An 18,812-nucleotide genomic window follows, 5' to 3' on the forward strand; every position below is an offset into this window, starting at 1 on the left:
TGGTCGAGCATCCGGCGATGGCCCGCCGACGATCAACCCACCACGGAAGGACGCCATGGAGAGCGACGCCACCAACCAGTTCCAGATCCAGGTCACCGCACGCGCCCTGGTCACCAGGGGTGAGAATCTGTTGCTGGTCTCCAACGACGGGCGGATCTGGTACACCCCCGGCGGTCGCCTGAAGCCCGGCGAATCGTTGCACGACTGCGTCCGCCGCGAAGTCCGCGAGGAAACCGGACTCCATGTCACCGCTGGTGAGTTGGTGCACGTCTTCGAGTACTGGGAGGCCGAACACCACCGCCACAAAGTGGAGTGCTACTTCATCGCGCACCTGGAATCCGGTGAGCTGGACCAGGATTGGGCCGACCTCGACGGCCCGGTCGAACACATGCGGTTCTTCACCCCGGCCGAAGTGCAGGCCGCCGAACACATCTACCCGCAATTCCTGAAGAAGGGCCAGTGGCGTACCGGCAAGGACATCTACATGGGCTTCGAGAAGTGAATACCGAGGGAGGAACGAGGCGGCGAACGCGGCACCGAACGGGAACGTGGATGAGTACCAGAACGGAAGTTAGGAGTCGAACGGGTGAGGCGTCATACGGCTGAGTCGCGGCGGATACGCGCTGACATCGCTGCACTCACCGAAGAAGTTGCGGCACTGGTAGACCCGAGCCATCCGGCTGTCTGGGCACTGATGCAGGCAGCCGGTGAACTGGCAGCGACGGCACTTGCCGGTGCGCCACGTAGCTACGCGACCGACAACCAGCGCGGGGGTGAGGATTGATGTGCGTGTTGTGCGATGACGAGCGTTGCCTGACGCGGTTCTATGCGACACCACGTCCGAAAGAGTCGAGAATTCTTGGGACGTGGGATGAGGACGAATGTGACGCGCCGACGTTGTCGGATCATCTCGAGGACGCCAAACCGGCCGGTGCCGAGGCGCGCGAACTCGACGATGCGGCATGGTTCGTCGGTTTCGACAGATTGAAAAGCGACCCGCCACCGCCTATCCGATGGCGTATCGCCGGACCGCTGGAATTCCCCGAATACTGCTTCGGTGATAGCCCCGGCGTCGTGGTGGGACCGATCCGCACGGCATGGGAGCTGGCGGCGTTCGCGGAGCGGTTGATGACCGGCCACGAACACGACGACGGCGGCACCATCGCCGAATGCCTGACAGGTGCGGTGCCGCTGCGGCAGGAACAACACTGCTGGTTCCTGCCGAACCTACGAGTGATGGGACCATGGCAGGAACGAGTCACCGATGACGGCACGGTGTACCGGGTTTGTGAGTACCTCCCGGCACCACCACCTCCCCGGCTGTAACCGCCCACGCCCGGCCCCGGGGCGACCACATGGGAATTACCCCGTCTGGACCGAATTCGTCACGGCGCTGGGACCACCGTCTGCGACGCAACGGAGTCGTTGTCGCCGAAGGTGTCGATATCGCTGGTCTCACCGGCATGGACGGGCGAGCCGCTGGTGTGCAGACCTGTCCCGTTCACTGCCGTGTCGACCAGCCGGGCGCTCGATCCCCGTGTCGACACCCCGATCCCGCTAGTTCGGCGACCCCGCAATTGTGTCCGGGCCTCGGTCAAGGCTTCTACAACAGCCGACTCATGATGATCGCGTCCCAGAGTTCACCGTTGCGCCGCCGGTAGTGGGCGCGCAGTGTGCCTTCGGTTTCGAAGCCGGCGCGATGGTAGAGCTTGATCGCGGGTAGGTTGTGTGGCCAGACTTTCAGTGTCGCTTTGTGGGCGTGTTGGTGTTTGCACCAGTCGAGGAGATGGTCGAGCAAGGTGCTGCCGACGCCGACGCCTCGGTAGTCGGCGGCGATCATCATGGTGATCTCGGCGACGCCTGGTGTCGTGAAGTCGGCGGTTGCGATTGCTATGACACCGGCGGTGTGGTGGTCGCCGACGAGGGCGCCAGCGGTGTCCGCGGCGATCTGCTCGGACAGTCGGGCGGCGGCCTTGTCTTCGTCTATTGGAGGTTCGGCGCCGATCCATTTCTGTTCGGCCGCTACTGCGACGCGCAACCGGACCATCGACGGCACGTCCTCGACGCGGGCGGGCCGGATCAACACCTCCGCACTGGGTTTCTTGGCGTTCGTGCGCGTCGGCAACAGGCCGGTGACGACGTTCTTTCCGATGAGGGTGGCTTCGAGACTGCGCAGGATCAGTTCATCGCCGACGTCGGAGAGATGGATTCCGTCGGCAAGCCACGGGCCGTGGTCACCGTCGCGCTCGCGCAGTAGCGCGGCGGTAGTCACGAACGCGCCCCAGTAGTCCACGAACATCGCGCCGCTGTCTCGGGCCGCGTTCTGTGCGGCGAGGTTGTAGGCGAACAGGTCCTGGTTGATCGATACCGCGTCCAGACCGGATTCAACGCCGACTGGAGGTGCGGCAAGGCAGATCACCCGCCGGGCCCGTACCTGCAGGTGTTCGAGGATCGCTCGATAGTTTCGGGTGAACTCTTCGATATCGACAGCTTCATGATCGCGGCCTTGCGCTCTACGGAGCAAGTCGTTGGTTCCGCACTCCAGCAGGGCCAGGTCCTGGTCGAGATCTACCCCGACGACGTCGGCCAATAGGTCCCGGCTGGTGGCACCGCCCCGGCCGTGATTGTGGATCGTGAACGCCACGTCGGGAAGCTTCAGTGCCAGAACGGTTTCCAGCCGAGCCACGAACCCGGCGTTGTGTCGACCATCGACGCTCACCGTGGCGCCGGTTTCCGGCAGATCCGCGAGGTCGGTCAACCGGGACGAGGTCGCGACCAGGTGCTCGGTGTGGCTTGAGCCCCAGCAGCGGAGCACCACAGGTTGGCCGGGTGGTCCGGCCTGTGCTAGCCGCCGGTCGGCGTCGGAATCGAAGGCCATTGCGATCGGCGGTGAGCCGTTCGCCACGGTCTGGTGTGGGGAGTCCAGGGTGATGTCGGCGTAGATCGTGTTGACGATGTCTTCGAGACTGTGGGCCGCGTCGATGCGTACCTCGTCGACGAACCCGAGGGGGTCCCACCCGTGGTACCACTTGCGCATATCGTCGCGGTCGAACTCGGCTGTCTTGGCGCGCCGCCCGCAGTGACGCTGCAAGGTGTCGGCGAAGGTGAGGTCGAAGGCGTAGAAGCATGTCCGCTCCGCCATAGCGGCGAGCTGTGCCAGCATGGTGCCGTAGCGGCGTGCGGTGAGGATGCCCTCCACGACGACGGTGAGTCCGCGTTCGAGGCCGAGCGTGGCGATGCCGCGCAGGAGGTCGATGTTGTAACCGGCGGTGACATCGGATTCGCGCAGGAACTCCCGGCGCACGACATCCTGACCGATGACCAGGCACCGCCCGCGGTCGAACCGGCACTGCAACTGGCGGGCCACGGTCGTCTTTCCGGAGCCGGAGTTCCCGCGAATAACTACAAGCCGACCGCTTTTCGCGGAATCGGATGTAATGCACGGCTGCGATGGGGTGCCCGGTGAACCGGCTGGCGTTTGCGCCGCGATCGCGGTCCGGATGCGGTCGGCCAGTGCTGCGAGCTCCGGCGGCGAGTACACCAGAATCCCGTTCTCTGCCGCCACAGCGTGGAACTGCTGTTCCCGGTAGGGTACGCCGGGCGGCAACGGCGCGATGTGCCAGTGAATGTGCGCGTTGCCGTCAGCCGACCCCATCGAGAACAGGTACAGGCGTTCAGGATTCATCGCTTCGGCGACACCCCTGGCCACTGTGTGGATAGCTGATTGCAGTCGAAGATAGTCCTGCGACGTCAGGTCCCGGGCGAGGTCCTCGACGTGTCGGCGGGGCACCACCAACACATAGCCGGGCAGCGTCGGGTACTTGTTCAGGAAACCCACGTGTTCGCCGTCGTCATAGACCATCTCATGCTCGAAACCAGGCGTCCCGGCAAGGAACTCGCAGATGAAACACGGTCCCGTGCGCACCCGTGTCTCGTAGCCCGCGATGTCCATCGGGACGCGTCGCCGCCGCATCTCGGCTGCGGTGTCCGTTGACGCCTCGGGTTTGGTGGCGATCAGATGGAAGAACCGGGCGCAGTCCAGATACGGGCGGCGGTCGGCCACAGCGTTCTCCAACCGCAGCAGCTTGTCGAAGAACACGGGGTCGTGCTTGGCTTCGTCGTCGGCGATAAGGTCGCACACCGCACGGACCCCGTAACGCAGCGGCGGGTTCATCCCCGCGCCAAGGACATATCCGACGACTTCGTCTGCTGTGCGGGAGATGTATTCCAGACCGTAGGTGGCCGACTCGCGCTCGGTGGTGTTCAACAGGCGCAGCGCCTCGTTGAGATCGCTTCGGCGGACCGCGGCGGCCAGTGGGTCGCATGAGGGATTCGGCGCCAGAATCGATATCAGCCCACCGATGCTGAGCAGTCCCACCAGCTCCCCGATCACAGACGCGGGTTCGGCGAGGTACTGAACCACGTTGTGCAGCAGGACGATGTCGTATTGCCGGTCACGCAGATCCGATGCCGCCTGGCGTATATCGGCTGCATAGCAGTCGATTCGGTCTTCGACGCCGGCTTCCGCGGCCCGTCCGCGCGTGGCGTGCAAGGACCGGCTCGAGTCGTCCAGGACCGTCACGTGGTGACCCGCTAGGGCCAGCCGCACCGCGTCGATACCGTTGCCGCCGCCCGCGTCCAGCACTCGCGCCCGACGATCCGGCAAGTGCCGGGCCAGGTTAGAGAACACCTGCTCATACCGCAATCGACCCCACGGCGTCTCCTGGTATGACGTGAACTCGTCCAAATGACGGTCGAACTCCGACAACGCCCTGCCTCCCACCTACAGTTGCCGCCCGTCGACGTGCCCCGAGCTGACACGTCCCTGAATTTGAATGCCAATTGCCCCGCATCAGATCCAGTAGCGTCGGATCAGCGTCCCGTCACTCCACGGCTCAACCGATTCCAGTGTGCCGCCGCAGGATTCGATGATCCGGCGGCTTCCATCATTGTCGTCGTCGCACGTGATGAAAACACGCTCGATGCCCATCCGGTGCGCGAGGTCGAGACTCTGCTGCAGGATAGCGCGGCCGTGGCCTCGGCGTCGGTGTTCGGCGAGGACGGCGTAGCCGATATGTCCGCCTCTGCGAGCCAGGTAGTCGTTGAGCGTGTGCCGGATGTCGGCGCGGCCGACGATTTCGTCGTTGACGGTGGCGATCAGAAAGGTCGCGGGAACGATTCCGTCCGGCAGGTTGCGGCCCCGACGGTAGTCCTCGAGCATCTCGAGGTACTGCTTCCAGTCCATCGCAGGTTCCAGACCGAGAGCGAAGTCGAAGCCGTCCTCGGCAGCCATCAACTGATGGGCGGCGCGTACGACCTGCTCGTCGCCCATGCGAGGCGCGCGGAGAATCACGTTACCGATGCTGAGACCGTTGACGAACATGGCAGAACGGTAAGTCCACGCGAGTGCGCAGTCGATCGCTTTTCCCCCGGCACATCGAGGTTCACTGCCATGGCGGGCGCCCGGTCCGCGAAGTCCACGCGGCGAGGCCCGCCTTCAGCGTGTAATCGGCTTAGGCGTCGAGATTTTCGATCAAGACGAAGGTTACGCGCTCTTGAGCGGCTGCACGAATGTATCGGCGCGGTCCTCGAATTGGTTTTGACACGCGCGACGCCAAACGTGGTTCCAAGGCTGCCGCCGACTTTCCACGTTCGGGATTGTGTCGGTGTAAGCCGATACGCTCGTCCCCCGGCAGGCTACTTCGATCGCATGGTCTGCACCGAGTGGTGGGAGGGCCAGTGGTGAGCGATGCTCGCAAACAGATCACGGAGTTGTTCTGCACCGCAGCCGAATTGCACGGTTACACCGCGCAAGCGACTGCCGACGGCGAAGTCACGGTGTCCGGCCCGACCGGGCCTACGGTCTATTACCTGGAGAACCTGATGCGCGAGGTCGCCGCCGCGCCGGCAGGAGACTGGACGGCGTTGGTCGCCGACCACCTTGCCACCGGCTTGGTCCACGACGAGATCGATGACTGCGAACCGCTAGAGATGATGGATTTCGCGAATGTGCAGGCATTGGTGCGCACCCGGCTCTACCCCGACAGCGTTCACAACCAGATTGCGTGCGTATGCAGACCGCTGGCCCCAGGACTGGTGCAGCGCGTGGTACTCGACAGTGTGCACACTATCGCCCCGGTGACCTACCAGCTAATGGCGAGCTGGCAGGTCGATGAGGCCGATCTCTTCGCACTCGGTGAGCGGAACACGTGTACCGATGGTCCGCTGGAGGTCGAGCGGGCCGACTTTCCCGAGGGCGCCCCGCCCTGGTTCCTGCTCAAGGGCAACGATTACACCAGTGCCCATGCGTTATGGCTCGGCGACTATCCCGACGTCATCGGCCGAGCCGGTGCGATATTCACCGTTCCCGCGGAACTCAGCATCTACGCTGCCCCGATCGACGGTGTGGAAGCGCTCGCGGCCGGGGAGATTCTGGCCTCGCTGGCCGCGCACCACTTCGCGAACGATCCGTGGCCGACCAGTCCGCACCTGTACCGATGGTATGACGGCCATATCGAGCTAGCGGCGCACGTCGAATCAGCCGACAAGGCACTCAAGCTGTACCCCACTGACGAATTCCAGACACTGATGAACCACCTCGCCGCCTGACCGCTGCGAACAACATATCGCAGCGGTCGAACCCAGCAGGCCTGATCACGTCATGAGAGAGTGGCGCCTTCCACGTGAGGTCGTGGCGCGCGAATCGCATTGTTATATTAGTGATTTCGGATCGCCATCTGCGGTGAACACGACAATCACAGCGGATTTCGCGCGGCGGACGTTGGGAGATCGATTCAGTTCAGGGCACGTTCGAACCATCCGCCGGGTGCGAAATCCGGAACCACGCGCGGCAGCTCGCGCGACTTCGTGTCGCTGTCGGCGGGCCATAGGACTTCCGTGCGCTCGGCGGCACGCCGGAACGCCTCGGTGTCGAGCTCGACGCGTTGCGTCGGCTGAAACCCGGGAACCGGCGGTCGCGCCGGGCGCATAGGATCGCTGGTCCTGGCTATCCCCGATTCTGGCGGGAAACTTGTCTACATCGGCACCGCCGGAACCGGCTTCACACGGGTGATGCTCGACGACCTGGAGGCGAAACTGACTCCGTTGCAACGTGATACAGCATCCGCGGTCGGCGGAGCAAGCATTGGGGGCGTGGTCTGGGTCGAGCCCCGCTACGTCGGTGAAGTCGCCTTCACCGAGTGGACCCGCGAGGGCATCCTGCGGCACCCCAGCTGGCGCGGGCTACGGCCGGACAAACGGCCTGACCACGTCCAGCGCGAGAACGCTCCCCGCGACACCTGAGCCGTGACCGCTGTTCCGAATCCACAAAGCACTCGGATCGCTGTCCCGCTGATTCACACGGTGATGGCCAGGTTGAAGTACATGCTCGCGAATGGTGTCGGTGGTGTCATCGGTGCAGGGCTCGAATCAGCTCACGGCATGCTCGAACCATCCACCTGGCGCGAGATCGGGAAGTACTCGTGGTATCTCGCGCGTCGTAGTCTCGGTTTCCAACGGCCACAGCGCTTCTGCGAGTTCTGTGGCACGTAGGAACGAGTCGGCGTCGAGCTCGACATGATGCTCGGCGATGCCGACCGCTGGCCATGCGACGATTACCGTCAGCGGTCCCGGCGGTGGCAGCGGTGTGAGGTAGTAGCTGGTGGTGCTCAGGTAGTCGGACGCACTGGCCCCGCCATTCATAAGGACCGGACTGTCGGGGTGTTCGTCGAGCCTCCAGCGATCAATGTTGGTTGCAGTTCGCCCATCGGCGAACTCGACACCGACCAAGAATTGCTCGGTCATACCACCGTCGTAGCTTGTGAAGCTTCCGATCGCTGGATGTTCACTTCCTGGTCGGACATACAGGTGGAACGACAGTTCGATTCCCTCGCGGTAGGCGCGAGCGCCGACCAGGGCTGCGACGACATCGTCGGTGCGTACCAATATGCGCTCGACAGGTATCGCCACCGGCATCTCGTTCGATGGTCTCGTGCGCGTTCGGGTCACAAGAACCGGGTTGTGTGCTTCTGGCTGGGGCGAATTGGGTTCGCTCATCGTGATCTCCTCGGCGGGTGTGGTCGTACCCGAACAGCATCGGATTGTCAGGCCAGCAGCCAGCCCGTGGGGCGAGCCGCAAGCCGCTGGCCGATCAAACTGTGCCGACGAGCTAGGCGAGCTCAGTGGGTTGGCGTTGGGATGTGCGCGACTTCCCAACGCACTCCGTCGGGGTCGGTCACGAAAACGGCGAAATAGCCTTCGCTGTAGTCATATTCGCGCGGCGGGTTGACAACGGTCCAACCTCCGTCGTTGACCGCGCGGTGCACGGCTTCGACGGTCTCGCGGTCCTCGACTTCCATGGCGGCATGGTGCCAGCCGGGGCGGCCATGGGTGTGCTGGCTGTTGTCGTCGCCTTCCACGGTGTAGAGCAGGATCTCCGGGACAGGGCCGACCCAGGTGCACAGCTGTTCAGAGGTGTGTCCGCGTGTATAGCCCAGGGCGCCGAGAACCGTGTCGTAGAACGGCGCGCTCTTGGCTTGGTCGGCGGTGGTGACGGCGAGATGGTGCAGTTTGGTCATCGGGTTCCTTTTTCATTCCGTGGCAACAATTTCGGTGCAGCTGGTTGTGAAGGCGTAAGGCTCGGTGAGCAGGCGTACCCGGTCGAGAGCGACGCGAGGTGTGGACGCTGCCATGCCGATAGAGAGTCCGGTATCGGATAGGTATACATGGTCGTCGGTCTCGGCGGGGTTGAGATGCCACCCATTGACCGAGGTGGCCCCTGCAGCTCGGTGGCGAGCCAATGGTGGCGGCCGAGAATGATGTCGGCACGTTGTGCTTGGTCGACATGGCAACAGGCGATGCATGTCGCCGGATACAGGGGCATGGCGGCGGCGTAGGTAGCTGCGGGCTGTGGGCGGCGGAGATTGGCGGCCAAGTGCGTTGCGCGGGGACCGATTCCGGTCCGTGCAGTGGCCACGTGCGTGATGAGCCCGGTACCAGGGCGAACGCCGACGTCGAGAACATGCCAGCGTTGCTGCTGGTGGTCATTGCGTTGCTGACGACGGCGGGTGTGATCGGTGTGATCAGTCGACGCCACGATGGCGCGGCCTATCCGCTTAGTGCCTTCCAGCAGAGTGCTGACGCTGCCCCTGCTCGGTCTCGTCCGGCGTAGATTGCTGGAAGCGAATTGAACGGTGCAGCAACGATCTTGGGATCAAGGGGTGCGGATGATGCGGGTCAGTGTGACCAGTGAGTTCGGCGAGCTGCGATCGGTGTTGATGCGGTATGCAGGGTCGGCCACGTTGGATCTGTCGTGCTCGCAGGAGTTGGATCCGGTGGTTCGGCGACAGCTTGAGACCAGCCGGTGGGCCCCCTACTCGTTGGAGGTTGTTCGAGCCCAGCAGCAGAGCTTCATCGGGCTGCTGCGCGGCCGTGGTGTCGAAGTGGTGCTCGCCGACCAGGGACCCGGGTCTTATGCCCAGCATTACACCCGTGACTTGGGGTTCGTGGTCGATGACGTGTTCGTTGTGGCCCGGTTGAACTCGGGGAAGCGTCAGGGGGAGTTCGCGGGGGTGCGGCGTATGGTCGAGCAGATCGGTCGGGTCGCCTACCTGGATGCCGGGACGATCGAGGGCGGCGACGTCATGCTCCACGAGGGCTACGTGCTGGTCGGGCTGAGCGAGGAAACCTCGCTGGCCGGCGTCGACGCGCTGCGGTATCGGCTGGGCCAGCTCGGTATCGAGCGGGAGGTCAAACCGATCGAGTTCGTCTGCGATGGCATCGTGCACCTGGACGACCATTTCAATATCATCGCGCCCGAGGTGGCGCTGGTGCATCCGGCGGTGTTCGACGACGCGCAGATGCGCTGGTTCGCCGCACATTTCGATCTGATTGCGGTGACGGGCGAGGAAGCCTTGGCGGTGGAGGTGAACGCGCTCGCGCTCGCCCCGGGAGTCGTGGTCGTCGCCGAACGCAGTGAACGGATCGCCGCTGAGTTGGAGACGCGGGGGATCGAGGTGGTTCCGGTCGACTATTCCGAAGTCACCAAGATCCCGGGGGCATTCCGCTGTTCAACATTGCCACTGGCCCGGTCGCACACCGCAGCGCCCGGTGGCGGCTAGGCCGCGGGGAGTAGTTGGAACGGCGCTTCAGCGACGCGGGCGCCGTTGATTTGGATGTGCAACCGGCCTGGCCCGGGGGTGAGGTTGCGGCTGGCCGTGGAGCGCAACTTCTGTGTCCGGGTCAGTGCTCGGGATTCACCGGGCGCGAGTTCGGTGGTGGTCCATTTGAATACTGCTTCGCCGTGTCCGGAGCGGGCGCGGGGGTATTGCACGACGTAGTCGATGATGACGCGTTGCGTGCTGGGGCCGGTTGCGCGGATGGTGCAGTCGAAGACCAGGGCTTCCCCGATCGCGACGGCGGGTGCATCGATGCGCAGGCTGGACACTTCGACAGCGGGTGAGGTGGATAGTCCGAGGAATTCGAAGGCGCCGGAGTGGCCTTTTTTGACGAGCGTGCGTAGCGATTGTTTGATGATGAAGTTCATTTCGGTCGGACGTTGTTTGTTCGATGCTCGCCACCGGTCCAGCACAGTTAATGCGAGGTGTGGGTCGGTGCGGGTGATGTCGTTGATGTGATTGGCCACCGATTGCGTGACGAATCGTGAAGTGTCGGTGTAGAGGTTGTCCAACACCGGGATTGCTGCATCGACTGGGAGGGTGATTCGGGGTGACCAGGGCAGGATCGGGCGTGTTCCTTCGCTGGCCAGGCGACGAACGTGATAATCGGGATCCCGGCTCCATTCCATGACGGCCTCCATGGTTTCATCGGGGAACGCGTTAAGGAAATAGCGCAATGCGTCTTCGGTGGTGAAGTGTTTTGTCAGTTCTTTCAACGCATTCAGAGATGACTCGAGGTTTGCGGGTGTGCAGCCGTAGCGGGCGACGAAGTCCGAGTACGGTGCGTAGGTATAGATGCCGAAGTCGCTGCCGGTGAAAGTGGCATCGTCGTGCGGGGGCAGCGCGGCAAGGATGGCTGCGGTCGCGGCACCGATGTCGACGGGCAGATAGGACGCTAATGTGTCTGCGACACAGGCGATTCTGGCCTTGAGCTCCAGGTCGGGTAGCTGTGCCATCACGGCCGCGACGAACCCGACGGCATCGAACCGCGGTACGGCGCGCGAGAGGTCGGCGGCAAGCGATTCGACGCGCGCCCGGTTCATGGCAGATTCTTTCAGCGGAATCCCCTGACTCATGCCGGAATGATAGCCCATCCGCCCCGGCTGATCCCGTAACTACGAGCGTGCAGAAGAGATCACCAACACTGCTGCGGCACTGGGTGTTCGGCCCGTCGACTCTATTTGAATCGGGTCATCAGTTCGGCACGATGTTGATAGAATTCTGCGGTGAGTCGCTATCAAATCGTCCCCCTGAACTCAGCATTCGGTGGTCTCGTTTCAGGTATCGATCTTTCTCGGCCGCTGGACGATTCGGATGCGTCCTGCCTCGTCGACGATCTGCTGAAATTTCGGGTCCTGGTGGTGCGAGATCAGATCTTGTCCCATGAGGATCATATCCGGGTGAGCCGAATGTTCGGCGAGCCGGAAATTCATGTGCAGGATCAGTACACGGTTCCTGGTTTCGGTCAAATCGTGACGATCAGCAATATTCATCGCAACGGCGTACCGATAGGCATGTACGACGGAGACAACGAGCAGGAGTGGCACACCGACCTGTCGTGGAAGCCAGCGATGAGTGCGGTGTCACTGCTGTACTCGGTGATCGCGCCCGGGGTCGGCGGTGAAACCCGCTTCGCCGACACAACCGCGGCCTACGACGATCTTTCGGCCGAGTTGCGGACCAGGGTCGACGGGCTCGATGCGGTGCACTCGATGGTGCACTTGTTCGAGCGGCAGGCCGCGGACAACCCGGCAAAGGTACCGCTCACCGAAACTCAGCGCGCGCAGGTGCCGGATGTGGTGCATCCGCTGGTGCGGCTGCACCCACAGACCGGACGCCGGTCGCTGCTGTTGGGCGACATGATCATCCGCGGCATCGTCGGCGTCGATGAAGCTGAGTCCGGGCAGTTGCTCGATCAGTTGCACGCTCACGTGACCGCCGAGCGATACGTGTACTCGCACCGGTGGGCTGTAGGCGACCTGGTCATCTGGGACAACCGGGCCACGATGCACACCGCCTCACCATGCGATCACACCCGTCATCAACGCCTGCTCTACCGCACCACAGTTATGTGAGTTGCGATCGCCGCGCCGTGCGAACACGCTCGGCGCGGCGACCCGCCCAGATCAGGCGCCGGCGTCGATGGTTTCGATCGTCGGCAGCCACGCGACCGCGTTCTCCTTGGAGCCCTGGTGAACTGGGGTCAGGCCACTGTGGTCATCCAATGCCATCATCGTGATACCCATGAATGCGCCGCCATCGTCGACCGCGGCGACGAGCGAGCCGCATGCGGGGCAGAACCCTCGGCGGGTGGTCGGGTACGTGTTGTACCAGGTCGGTTCACCGCCCTCGCCAGTCCATTCGAACTTCTCGAGCGGGAAATCGACCCAGGCGGCGACCGGGCCCCCGGCCAGCTTCTGGCAGTGCGGGCACGAGCAAAGGTGCGGCCAGATCGGCTCCGCATCGGCGCGGAACCGGAGCTTCCCGCACAGACAGCCACCCTCATACATCAATCGTTCCCCTTTCTTTGAATTTCGTTGTGACAGAAGTGAATTGAAGCTCGTGTTTCTCGTTTGGGTATCGGACCCGGCTAGCGTAGAGCAGCACGGCCAGCCGGGCGGGGAATTCGGGGGTGCGCCGCGCCCGGCCGGGTCAGAAGCATGCGGACTGCTGAAACAGACGGATGTCGCGGACACCGGTGGCGGCCATGCAGAGCCGTTCGATGCCGATACCCAGGCCGACGCTACGGGCGGGTAAGGCGCCGGCGAGGATCGCTTTCTGCACCAACGACTGCTCAGGGTTGTAGAGGCCGATCGCGCTGGCGCGGGCGATGAACGCCTCGGCGTCGGTTTCGTCCTCGTAGCCGTGGACGACCTCGACACCGTCGATGAACACCTCGAACCGGTTGAGGATCGCGGCGGTGCCGTCGCGGAGTTTGGCGCACGGCTCGTTGCCGCCGAGCGGCATATCGACCAGGAATGTCGCCGCCCCGCTGCTCTGCGGCTCGAGCTCGGCGGCGATGTAGGCGTCGAGCAGAGCGTGCAGGGGTGTATCGGCTGGTCGGCCGAGGTGGCGGGCGAGTGCGCCGGTGTGCGGTTCGAGGGCCTCTCGGGTCAGGTCGACCTCAAGGGTGGCGTTCAGGTGCTCGGCGACCGAGATCCGGCGCGAGGTGCCGGAGTAGGCGAGTCGGATCAAGCTCTCGGCGAGCTCGGTCAGGTAGTCGAGGCTGGAGTCGGCGGCGTAGAGGTCCAGCATCGTGAATTCGCTGATGTGGGTGGCGTCGGGGGCATCGTTGCGGAAGCAGGCGCCGATTTCGAACACGCGGGGCGCGTGCGCGAGTTGGTAGCGCAGCGCGGGGCCGATCATGCTGCGCAGCCACCCGTCGCGGCCGCCGACGGCAGCGCTCGCGCGTTTGCCGGTCAGGTCGTTGGCCTGGCGGAACGCTGGAGTGATGACCTCGGCGAAGCCTTCCTCGCGCAACAGGGTTCGGATCTTGAACAGCAACTCGGATTTGACGTCGATGGCCTCGTGCACGCTGAGCATGCCTTCGGCAGGGGTGTCGGGACTCATGCGAAGTAGTCCTCGCATCCGCCGGTGCGCACGGTGTCCAAACTGAAGCAGTGAAAGCCGCCGCCGAAGAGGCGGCGGTGGCGGTGCTGGACAGGCACGACGGTCAGCCCCTTTTTCTCCAGGGTCCGCATCAGGTCCGGGCACAGGCTGTTGACGACCACGGTGTCCGTGTCGAGGGAGAGCACATTGATGTCGATGTATCGGCTCGCCAAATTGAATCCGAAGCCGCTGTAGTCGGGAAAGGCGTCTTCGTCCTGTTCGGGCGGGACGATGATGTCCCAGCCGTGCAGCGGCTCGGGCAGCGCGTCGAGGTAGTGCATGGAGCGCAGCATCAACATTCCCGGGCGCAGCGGAACTACTATGCTGTCGATGTGGCTGTCGGCGATAGCGTCGAGCCTGTGGAACCGCAACTGGGGGAAGGCGCGCCGCAACCAGGTCAAACCGAATTCGTGATTGATATTGGCGACATTCACGAGGATGTCGCGGCCCAGGCGTATGCATTGGGCACCGTCGAAGATCAGCTCATGCCCCAGCCCAGGTAGCACGCGGGTGTCGGTGTCGTTGGTGACTGCCGACAGGTCGACCGGCTGGCCGTCGAAGTAGCTCGAATCCAGCGATTGGCGCGCCAGCGCGGGCCGCGGCATCGACACCCACCCGGATCCGGCGTGCAGGTAGCGGTAGAAGTGTGGCTTGAGGTAGTCGTTTTCGAACACGCGGCCGCGGATGTGGGGTGCGGTCTCGACGATGGTGTCACCGAAGATGATCGTCTGATCGCGCACGTTCAGCGGCGGCGTCTCCCGGGCAGACCACCAGGGCGAGCCGATCGTGGTTCGCTCGGTGACCGGTTCGGGACGAAGAACCCGTACCCCGGCCTCGGTAAGGACGTCGCAGAAGCCTTCCACGTCCTCCTCAAGCTCGTCGACCAGCTGCGGCGGGATCGCGAGTTCTCGGCTGCCGTTGACAGCGGTGGGGGTGACGTTGTCGAGATAGAACAGACGGAAGCTGGCATCGATGTCGTGTGAGTTGTAGCCGTGGGGTTCGCCGACGATGACTTCACGCAGCGTGGTCCACTCATCGAAGCTGTTGACGAGCAAAGACATTCGGATGTGTTCCTGTTCGGTTGTAGAGCTGATAGGCGCGGGATAGCTGTCCACGGGAATCACGTGTTGGGCCGACGTTCGGCGAGCTGCAGATGCAGCGCGGCCACGATGTCGTCGAGCACCGAGGGAATGTGCGCAGTGGCGCGACGCCGGAAGAAGAACCCGGAGCACCAGGGCACCTCGTCCCAGCGGGGATAGTTCTCGCGCAGGATCGCGGCGGCTTCGGGCAGTTCACGCCAGCCGATGTTGGGGAACCAGTGGTGGATAGGGTGGAACATGTCGTCGTTGTGACCGCCGAGCAGGTGGCGGGTCAGCGCGTGGGAGCTCCAGCCCCGCGTCTGGCGGACGACATCGGTGTTGTGGATCAGGCCGGCGTGGTTACCCAGGTCGGTCATCCAGGTGACGATGGGGCGGACCACAATCAACGGCAGCGCCCAGTACAGCGCGAAGTCGACTCCGTGCCCAAGCATGGTGGCCGCGCAAGCTGCGGAAGCCCATGCCGCCCACCGGGTTCCCGCTGCCTTCCAGCTCTCGTCACGGGCTTTGCCTGCCAGGGTGAGGAATCCGTACTTGGGCAGCTGCCACAGCGAGTTGCGGATGATCACGTGGGTGACGAAGGCGCGCTTGTCCGGCCACGGCGCGTGCGCCTGGCGGGAGATGTACGAGCGCAACATCGGGTCCTCGGGACTGCCGAGCTTGGCGTGGTGAATACGGTGGCTGCGCCGGTACGGGGTGAACGGCTCGCCGAGCGCTAAGCAGTTCAGATGCCCCAGGATCGTGTTCGCGCGACGGGAGCGGGTGAGCTTTGTGTGGATCGCCTCGTGAGTCAGATTCGACAAGTGCCGCTGCCGGATACCGATGTAGATCACGCACACCACGGTCAGGACCGGATGCCCGACGGCGATCCCGACCGCGGCCGTCGCGGCGGCCGCGAGATAGTCCCGGGCCAGATCACGGGGGCCGTCGGCGCGGCCCCGAGCGCACAGTGCGTCCATGCGTGTGATCAGGTCGGGGCCGAAGGCGCGCCGGACCGTGCCGGATGCTCCTGCCGAGGGATGCCGCTGGGTGGACTCGCGCGCCGCGATGGTCATACTCAATCTCCACGCTGAGGTCGGGACGAGGGCAACGGCCTGCGGCAGGAGCCGGGCCCGCCGCGAGCTGTATGCCTCGATCAGGTCGGATCGGAGGTGGAGGGGCCACGTGACGAGCACAGGCGTGCCGTCACGTGGCCCCGCGCAGGTGCTGCGCTCAGATGTCAGGAGGCGTCCGGGCGCACACCGGTTTTGAGCGCGTCCGGCCGCACACCGGCCTTGAGTCCCGCGTCCGGGCGCACACCGGTTTTGAGCGCGTCGGGCCGGACACCGGCTTTGAGCGCGTCGGGGCGGACGCCGTCCTTGAGCATTGGCGACATCGTGATCTCCTTCTTTTTGTTGGGTTACTGCGGGAAAGGTGGTCAGGGGAGGGTGGCTGCGCGGGTGGCCAGCTGCGACCACCAGAACGTCATGCCCTCGAGGATTTGGAGCCAGCCGTCGACGATCTGCGGCAGGTCCAGGCCGAAAGTGCGGTGGTCGCGGATGAATCGGGCGATGCCTTCGATGTGGGCGGCCTCGACGCTCAGGCCCTCCACGGCCGCGGCGTCGTGGCCTTCGTCCAGGTGCAGCGAGTAGTAGTAGTCCAGGTGCGGCAGCTTCGCCTCGGCGCCGACGGTCAGCGCGGCATAGCGGTCGGTGATCTTGCGCAGCAGTTCGGTCTCGTCGATGGCCACGCCTTCGGTGGCGTAGTAGCCGCCGCAGATGCGGCTTACCGATGACCCGATGACGAGCCAGTCGTGCAGCGACACCAGAGTTTCTGTCTCCGACGCGGGGATGTGGCCGTTGACCAGCAGCCCGAGATCGGCCAGCAGCGCCCCGGAGTACAGGGTGTAGTGCGCGGGCACCTTTCCCCGTTCACCACCTTCCTCGAGGTGGTTGCGGCGGAACTCGTGCGCCAGCTCCATGCATCCGCCCTGCACGGTGTCGGCGGCCTGGCGCAGGAAGTCGGAGTTGTAGCGGGCGAACACGCTCAGCTCCAGGATGTAGAGGGCCGCTTGGTCTTTCGACAAAGTCGTCGGCGACACCTCAGCGGTGATCTGCTCGAACAGCGCGGCGACCATCGGTGCCATGTGTTTGTCGACCAGGTCGTCACCACTGACCGCAGGCTGGTTGAGCAGGATGCTCGTGATCGCGGCCCGAGTATCGGGGTGCTCGCCGAGGTAGCGCTGGACCTTCGACATGCTCACGCCACCTCCCCAGCTTCGTCGTCGGTGAGAACCTGGATGCCGCCGGTTTCGAGCAACAGCGCCAACGTGTCCGCTCCGAGTTCGTCGGTGATGCGCACGGTCTGAGCGTCCGCCAGCGCCGCCAGGGCGCGGCACCAGGCCGGAGACTCTGGCACGCTGAATGCCAGGCCGCGGACTGTGACACCGATGCTGAGGCTGTCATCGATACCCGGATCGGTGTGCAGGGCGAACGGCGGCGCGACCCGCAAGTGAGTGCCACCTGCGGCGAGGGCGGCCACGGCTTGATGGGCTGCGTCGCTGCGCGCGAGGTCGTGTTCGGCGAACTCCCAGCCGCCGTTGCTGAGCAGAGTGCGCCACCGCGCGCTGATTTGCTCGCCCACCTTCTCTTCCAGCTGCGCCGACACTACGGCGAGCATGCCGGTTGCCGCTGTCGTCAGCGCGGCCGCGACCGGGCCCGGACCATCGGCAAGGGGGTGCATCGGCGACGGTGTCGCGTCGGCGGCCGCGGCGGATTCCAGCAGCGTCGGCAGGACCGACAAGGCCAGCAGTCGCGCGTCAGGGTAGGTGTAATGCGGGACCGCGACCGAGATGGAGAACTCGTCTTGGACGCCTACGTGGAACACCCGTCGCGGCAGGAACAGCACATCACCGGGTTCGAGGTCGAACCGCTCGCCGCGCTCGAGTAGCGCGGTGTAGTCGCCGAAGGTCGGAGCATCACCGCCGGTCAGCTCTCGGTAGAGCTCACCGGACCAGCAGTAGAAGTGCTTGACACCCGGGCCCAGGTGCACCAGGAAGGCGTCCTCGAAGCCCTCGTGCACACCGAATGCCGTGCCAGCGTAGTTCCCGGCGAACGCGACCTGCTCGCTGCCGCCGATCGGCACACCCCACCCGGCGTGCGCGGAGCCGAGCAGCTCACCCAGTACCGACGACAACTTCGGGGAGGTCGTCTCAAGGTTGTTGATCACCAGCGAGAACCGTTCAGCGCCGGTGAGGGTCTGCATCCAGGCCACGAAGTCCTCGCCCGGCTGCCACGGCGCCGACAGCACGGTGTCGATCGCCTCGTCCTGGCGGTCTTCCCCGATGTAGACGCGGATGCGGGCGCTGGTGGGCTCACCGTCGGTGGCCGCGCGGCGCAGCCGGTGCAACCCGTCCAGGACATCGTTGGAACCGAGCCGGTCGGCCGGCACAATGCCCTTGAACAGGAACGGCGCGACCGCGCCGGAGGTTTTCTCGGGGAACTGTGTCGACCAGAACTGCGGTGAGGGCGGCCAATTGATCACGGGATTCGTGGCGGTCGTCATGACGTCGGTCCCGTCGCTGGTGAGGACATGCAGGTGTTCAAGGTCTCTCCTGTTCTGCTGCGCAACCCGCAGGATCGGCAACCGGAAGCATGCGGTGCGGGCTGCGAGTAACTCATGACGCGGTCACCGAATTCGACAGCCGGCGCGTCGGGGTAAGGCGCGGGCAGGCGTTCTCGATCAGGTGGGGAACACCCACCCGCTCATACGATGTGCGGCAATTCCATCGCATCGAGAGCGGGACATCAGGCCGCGAACGATCCTCGCAGAATCGCGCCGTCTCGTGACTCATCGCATCCACCACCGATATCTGCCCATCACTGTCGACGTGGACACCCACCCGAGGCTCGGACCCAGGAAAGATCCGGGGATGGCACACACCACGACCGGC

General features: G+C 64.5%; 20 protein-coding genes. 6 read left to right on the plus strand and 14 right to left on the minus strand.

Annotation, left to right across the window (positions count from 1 at the left end; genetic code table 11):
• Positions 1 to 55: 55 nt before the first annotated feature.
• The gene (locus ACHQ4I_RS09280) at positions 56 to 502 is read left to right on the plus strand and encodes an NUDIX domain-containing protein (protein WP_420771274.1); all 447 of its coding nucleotides are present in this window, start codon (positions 56 to 58) and stop codon (positions 500 to 502) included.
• 395 nt (positions 503 to 897) lie between these two features.
• Positions 898 to 1,326: a hypothetical protein gene (locus tag ACHQ4I_RS09285; RefSeq protein WP_420771275.1), complete on the plus strand. Its 429-nt coding sequence runs from the start codon at positions 898 to 900 to the stop codon at positions 1,324 to 1,326.
• Between the two features lie 59 nt (positions 1,327 to 1,385).
• Here ACHQ4I_RS09285 and ACHQ4I_RS09290 read toward each other — a convergent pair whose 3' ends face one another.
• The 3 genes from ACHQ4I_RS09290 to ACHQ4I_RS09300 form a co-directional block, all read right to left on the minus strand.
• Complete coding sequence (locus tag ACHQ4I_RS09290; RefSeq protein ID WP_420771276.1) at positions 1,386 to 1,547, minus strand: hypothetical protein; 162 nt, start codon at positions 1,545 to 1,547, stop codon at positions 1,386 to 1,388.
• A 56-nt stretch (positions 1,548 to 1,603) separates the two neighbouring features.
• Complete coding sequence (locus tag ACHQ4I_RS09295; protein WP_420771277.1) at positions 1,604 to 4,768, minus strand: GNAT family N-acetyltransferase; 3,165 nt, start codon at positions 4,766 to 4,768, stop codon at positions 1,604 to 1,606.
• A gap of 84 nt (positions 4,769 to 4,852) precedes the next feature.
• Positions 4,853 to 5,383, minus strand: a complete 531-nt coding sequence (locus tag ACHQ4I_RS09300) for a GNAT family N-acetyltransferase (RefSeq protein ID WP_420771278.1) — start codon at positions 5,381 to 5,383, stop codon at positions 4,853 to 4,855.
• A gap of 356 nt (positions 5,384 to 5,739) precedes the next feature.
• On the opposite strand from ACHQ4I_RS09300, the gene ACHQ4I_RS09305 reads away from it, so the two are divergent.
• Positions 5,740 to 6,609, plus strand: coding sequence for a hypothetical protein (locus ACHQ4I_RS09305; protein WP_420771279.1), 870 nt, complete (start codon positions 5,740 to 5,742; stop codon positions 6,607 to 6,609).
• 185 nt (positions 6,610 to 6,794) lie between these two features.
• Here ACHQ4I_RS09305 and ACHQ4I_RS09310 read toward each other — a convergent pair whose 3' ends face one another.
• On the minus strand, positions 6,795 to 6,989 hold the full coding sequence (locus ACHQ4I_RS09310; RefSeq protein ID WP_420771280.1) for a hypothetical protein: 195 nt from the start codon (positions 6,987 to 6,989) through the stop codon (positions 6,795 to 6,797).
• Positions 6,990 to 7,008: 19 nt separating this feature from the next.
• Between ACHQ4I_RS09310 and ACHQ4I_RS09315 the strand changes: the two genes are divergently transcribed.
• Positions 7,009 to 7,302 (plus strand): ATP dependent DNA ligase, encoded by a 294-nt coding sequence (locus ACHQ4I_RS09315; RefSeq protein WP_420771306.1) that lies wholly within the window; start codon positions 7,009 to 7,011, stop codon positions 7,300 to 7,302.
• Positions 7,303 to 7,428: 126 nt separating this feature from the next.
• Here the strand turns inward: ACHQ4I_RS09315 and ACHQ4I_RS09320 are convergent, their stop codons facing one another.
• Together ACHQ4I_RS09320 and ACHQ4I_RS09325 are read right to left on the minus strand one after the other, a co-directional pair.
• A complete protein-coding gene (locus ACHQ4I_RS09320) occupies positions 7,429 to 7,968 on the minus strand; it encodes a hypothetical protein (protein ID WP_420771281.1) in 540 nt (179 codons plus the stop codon).
• 209 nt (positions 7,969 to 8,177) lie between these two features.
• On the minus strand, positions 8,178 to 8,576 hold the full coding sequence (locus ACHQ4I_RS09325; RefSeq protein WP_420771282.1) for a VOC family protein: 399 nt from the start codon (positions 8,574 to 8,576) through the stop codon (positions 8,178 to 8,180).
• Between the two features lie 648 nt (positions 8,577 to 9,224).
• On the opposite strand from ACHQ4I_RS09325, the gene ACHQ4I_RS09330 reads away from it, so the two are divergent.
• On the plus strand, positions 9,225 to 10,118 hold the full coding sequence (locus ACHQ4I_RS09330; protein WP_420771283.1) for a dimethylarginine dimethylaminohydrolase family protein: 894 nt from the start codon (positions 9,225 to 9,227) through the stop codon (positions 10,116 to 10,118).
• Here ACHQ4I_RS09330 and ACHQ4I_RS09335 read toward each other — a convergent pair.
• Positions 10,115 to 11,251 (minus strand): hypothetical protein, encoded by a 1,137-nt coding sequence (locus ACHQ4I_RS09335; RefSeq protein ID WP_420771284.1) that lies wholly within the window; start codon positions 11,249 to 11,251, stop codon positions 10,115 to 10,117. The genes ACHQ4I_RS09330 and ACHQ4I_RS09335 overlap by 4 nt on opposite strands.
• A gap of 150 nt (positions 11,252 to 11,401) precedes the next feature.
• Here ACHQ4I_RS09335 and ACHQ4I_RS09340 point away from each other — a divergent pair, with 150 nt between their 5' ends.
• Positions 11,402 to 12,250 carry a TauD/TfdA dioxygenase family protein gene (locus ACHQ4I_RS09340; RefSeq protein ID WP_420771285.1) on the plus strand — a complete coding sequence of 283 codons (849 nt, stop codon included), beginning with the start codon at positions 11,402 to 11,404 and terminating at the stop codon, positions 12,248 to 12,250.
• Between the two features lie 51 nt (positions 12,251 to 12,301).
• Here the strand turns inward: ACHQ4I_RS09340 and ACHQ4I_RS09345 are convergent, their stop codons facing one another.
• The 7 genes from ACHQ4I_RS09345 to ACHQ4I_RS09375 all read right to left on the minus strand — a co-directional run bounded on the left by ACHQ4I_RS09345 (position 12,302) and on the right by ACHQ4I_RS09375 (position 18,424).
• Complete coding sequence (locus tag ACHQ4I_RS09345) at positions 12,302 to 12,685, minus strand: GFA family protein (protein ID WP_420771286.1); 384 nt, start codon at positions 12,683 to 12,685, stop codon at positions 12,302 to 12,304.
• A gap of 142 nt (positions 12,686 to 12,827) precedes the next feature.
• A complete protein-coding gene (locus tag ACHQ4I_RS09350) occupies positions 12,828 to 13,745 on the minus strand; it encodes an amino acid--tRNA ligase-related protein (RefSeq protein WP_420771287.1) in 918 nt (305 codons plus the stop codon).
• Positions 13,742 to 14,845 carry an inosamine-phosphate amidinotransferase 1 gene (locus tag ACHQ4I_RS09355; RefSeq protein ID WP_420771288.1) on the minus strand — a complete coding sequence of 368 codons (1,104 nt, stop codon included), beginning with the start codon at positions 14,843 to 14,845 and terminating at the stop codon, positions 13,742 to 13,744. The genes ACHQ4I_RS09350 and ACHQ4I_RS09355 overlap by 4 nt, the downstream gene beginning before the upstream one ends.
• Before the next feature lie 59 nt (positions 14,846 to 14,904).
• Positions 14,905 to 15,936 carry a fatty acid desaturase family protein gene (locus tag ACHQ4I_RS09360; RefSeq protein ID WP_420771289.1) on the minus strand — a complete coding sequence of 344 codons (1,032 nt, stop codon included), beginning with the start codon at positions 15,934 to 15,936 and terminating at the stop codon, positions 14,905 to 14,907.
• A gap of 164 nt (positions 15,937 to 16,100) precedes the next feature.
• Positions 16,101 to 16,256: a hypothetical protein gene (locus ACHQ4I_RS09365; protein WP_420771290.1), complete on the minus strand. Its 156-nt coding sequence runs from the start codon at positions 16,254 to 16,256 to the stop codon at positions 16,101 to 16,103.
• A 42-nt stretch (positions 16,257 to 16,298) separates the two neighbouring features.
• Entirely contained in the window at positions 16,299 to 17,117 is an 819-nt protein-coding gene (locus ACHQ4I_RS09370) for a DUF3865 domain-containing protein (RefSeq protein ID WP_420771307.1), read from the minus strand.
• Positions 17,118 to 17,119: 2 nt separating this feature from the next.
• On the minus strand, positions 17,120 to 18,424 hold the full coding sequence (locus tag ACHQ4I_RS09375) for a JmjC domain-containing protein (RefSeq protein WP_420771291.1): 1,305 nt from the start codon (positions 18,422 to 18,424) through the stop codon (positions 17,120 to 17,122).
• Between the last annotated feature and the right edge of the window lie 388 nt (positions 18,425 to 18,812).

Source organism: Nocardia nepalensis (assembly GCF_048910785.1).
GTDB classification, from domain to species: domain Bacteria; phylum Actinomycetota; class Actinomycetes; order Mycobacteriales; family Mycobacteriaceae; genus Nocardia; species Nocardia nepalensis.

Coding starts and splice junctions, on each gene's coding strand:
- ACHQ4I_RS09310 (WP_420771280.1), bottom strand. CDS start 6,989: ATGCGCCCGGCGCGACCGCCGGTTCCCGGGTTTCAGCCGACGCAACGC.
- ACHQ4I_RS09330 (WP_420771283.1), top strand. CDS start 9,225: ATGATGCGGGTCAGTGTGACCAGTGAGTTCGGCGAGCTGCGATCGGTG.
- ACHQ4I_RS09325 (WP_420771282.1), bottom strand. CDS start 8,576: ATGACCAAACTGCACCATCTCGCCGTCACCACCGCCGACCAAGCCAAG.
- ACHQ4I_RS09355 (WP_420771288.1), bottom strand. CDS start 14,845: ATGTCTTTGCTCGTCAACAGCTTCGATGAGTGGACCACGCTGCGTGAA.
- ACHQ4I_RS09375 (WP_420771291.1), bottom strand. CDS start 18,424: ATGACGACCGCCACGAATCCCGTGATCAATTGGCCGCCCTCACCGCAG.
- ACHQ4I_RS09350 (WP_420771287.1), bottom strand. CDS start 13,745: ATGAGTCCCGACACCCCTGCCGAAGGCATGCTCAGCGTGCACGAGGCC.
- ACHQ4I_RS09345 (WP_420771286.1), bottom strand. CDS start 12,685: ATGTATGAGGGTGGCTGTCTGTGCGGGAAGCTCCGGTTCCGCGCCGAT.
- ACHQ4I_RS09300 (WP_420771278.1), bottom strand. CDS start 5,383: ATGTTCGTCAACGGTCTCAGCATCGGTAACGTGATTCTCCGCGCGCCT.
- ACHQ4I_RS09360 (WP_420771289.1), bottom strand. CDS start 15,936: ATGACCATCGCGGCGCGCGAGTCCACCCAGCGGCATCCCTCGGCAGGA.
- ACHQ4I_RS09280 (WP_420771274.1), top strand. CDS start 56: ATGGAGAGCGACGCCACCAACCAGTTCCAGATCCAGGTCACCGCACGC.
- ACHQ4I_RS09365 (WP_420771290.1), bottom strand. CDS start 16,256: ATGTCGCCAATGCTCAAGGACGGCGTCCGCCCCGACGCGCTCAAAGCC.
- ACHQ4I_RS09335 (WP_420771284.1), bottom strand. CDS start 11,251: ATGAGTCAGGGGATTCCGCTGAAAGAATCTGCCATGAACCGGGCGCGC.
- ACHQ4I_RS09370 (WP_420771307.1), bottom strand. CDS start 17,117: ATGTCGAAGGTCCAGCGCTACCTCGGCGAGCACCCCGATACTCGGGCC.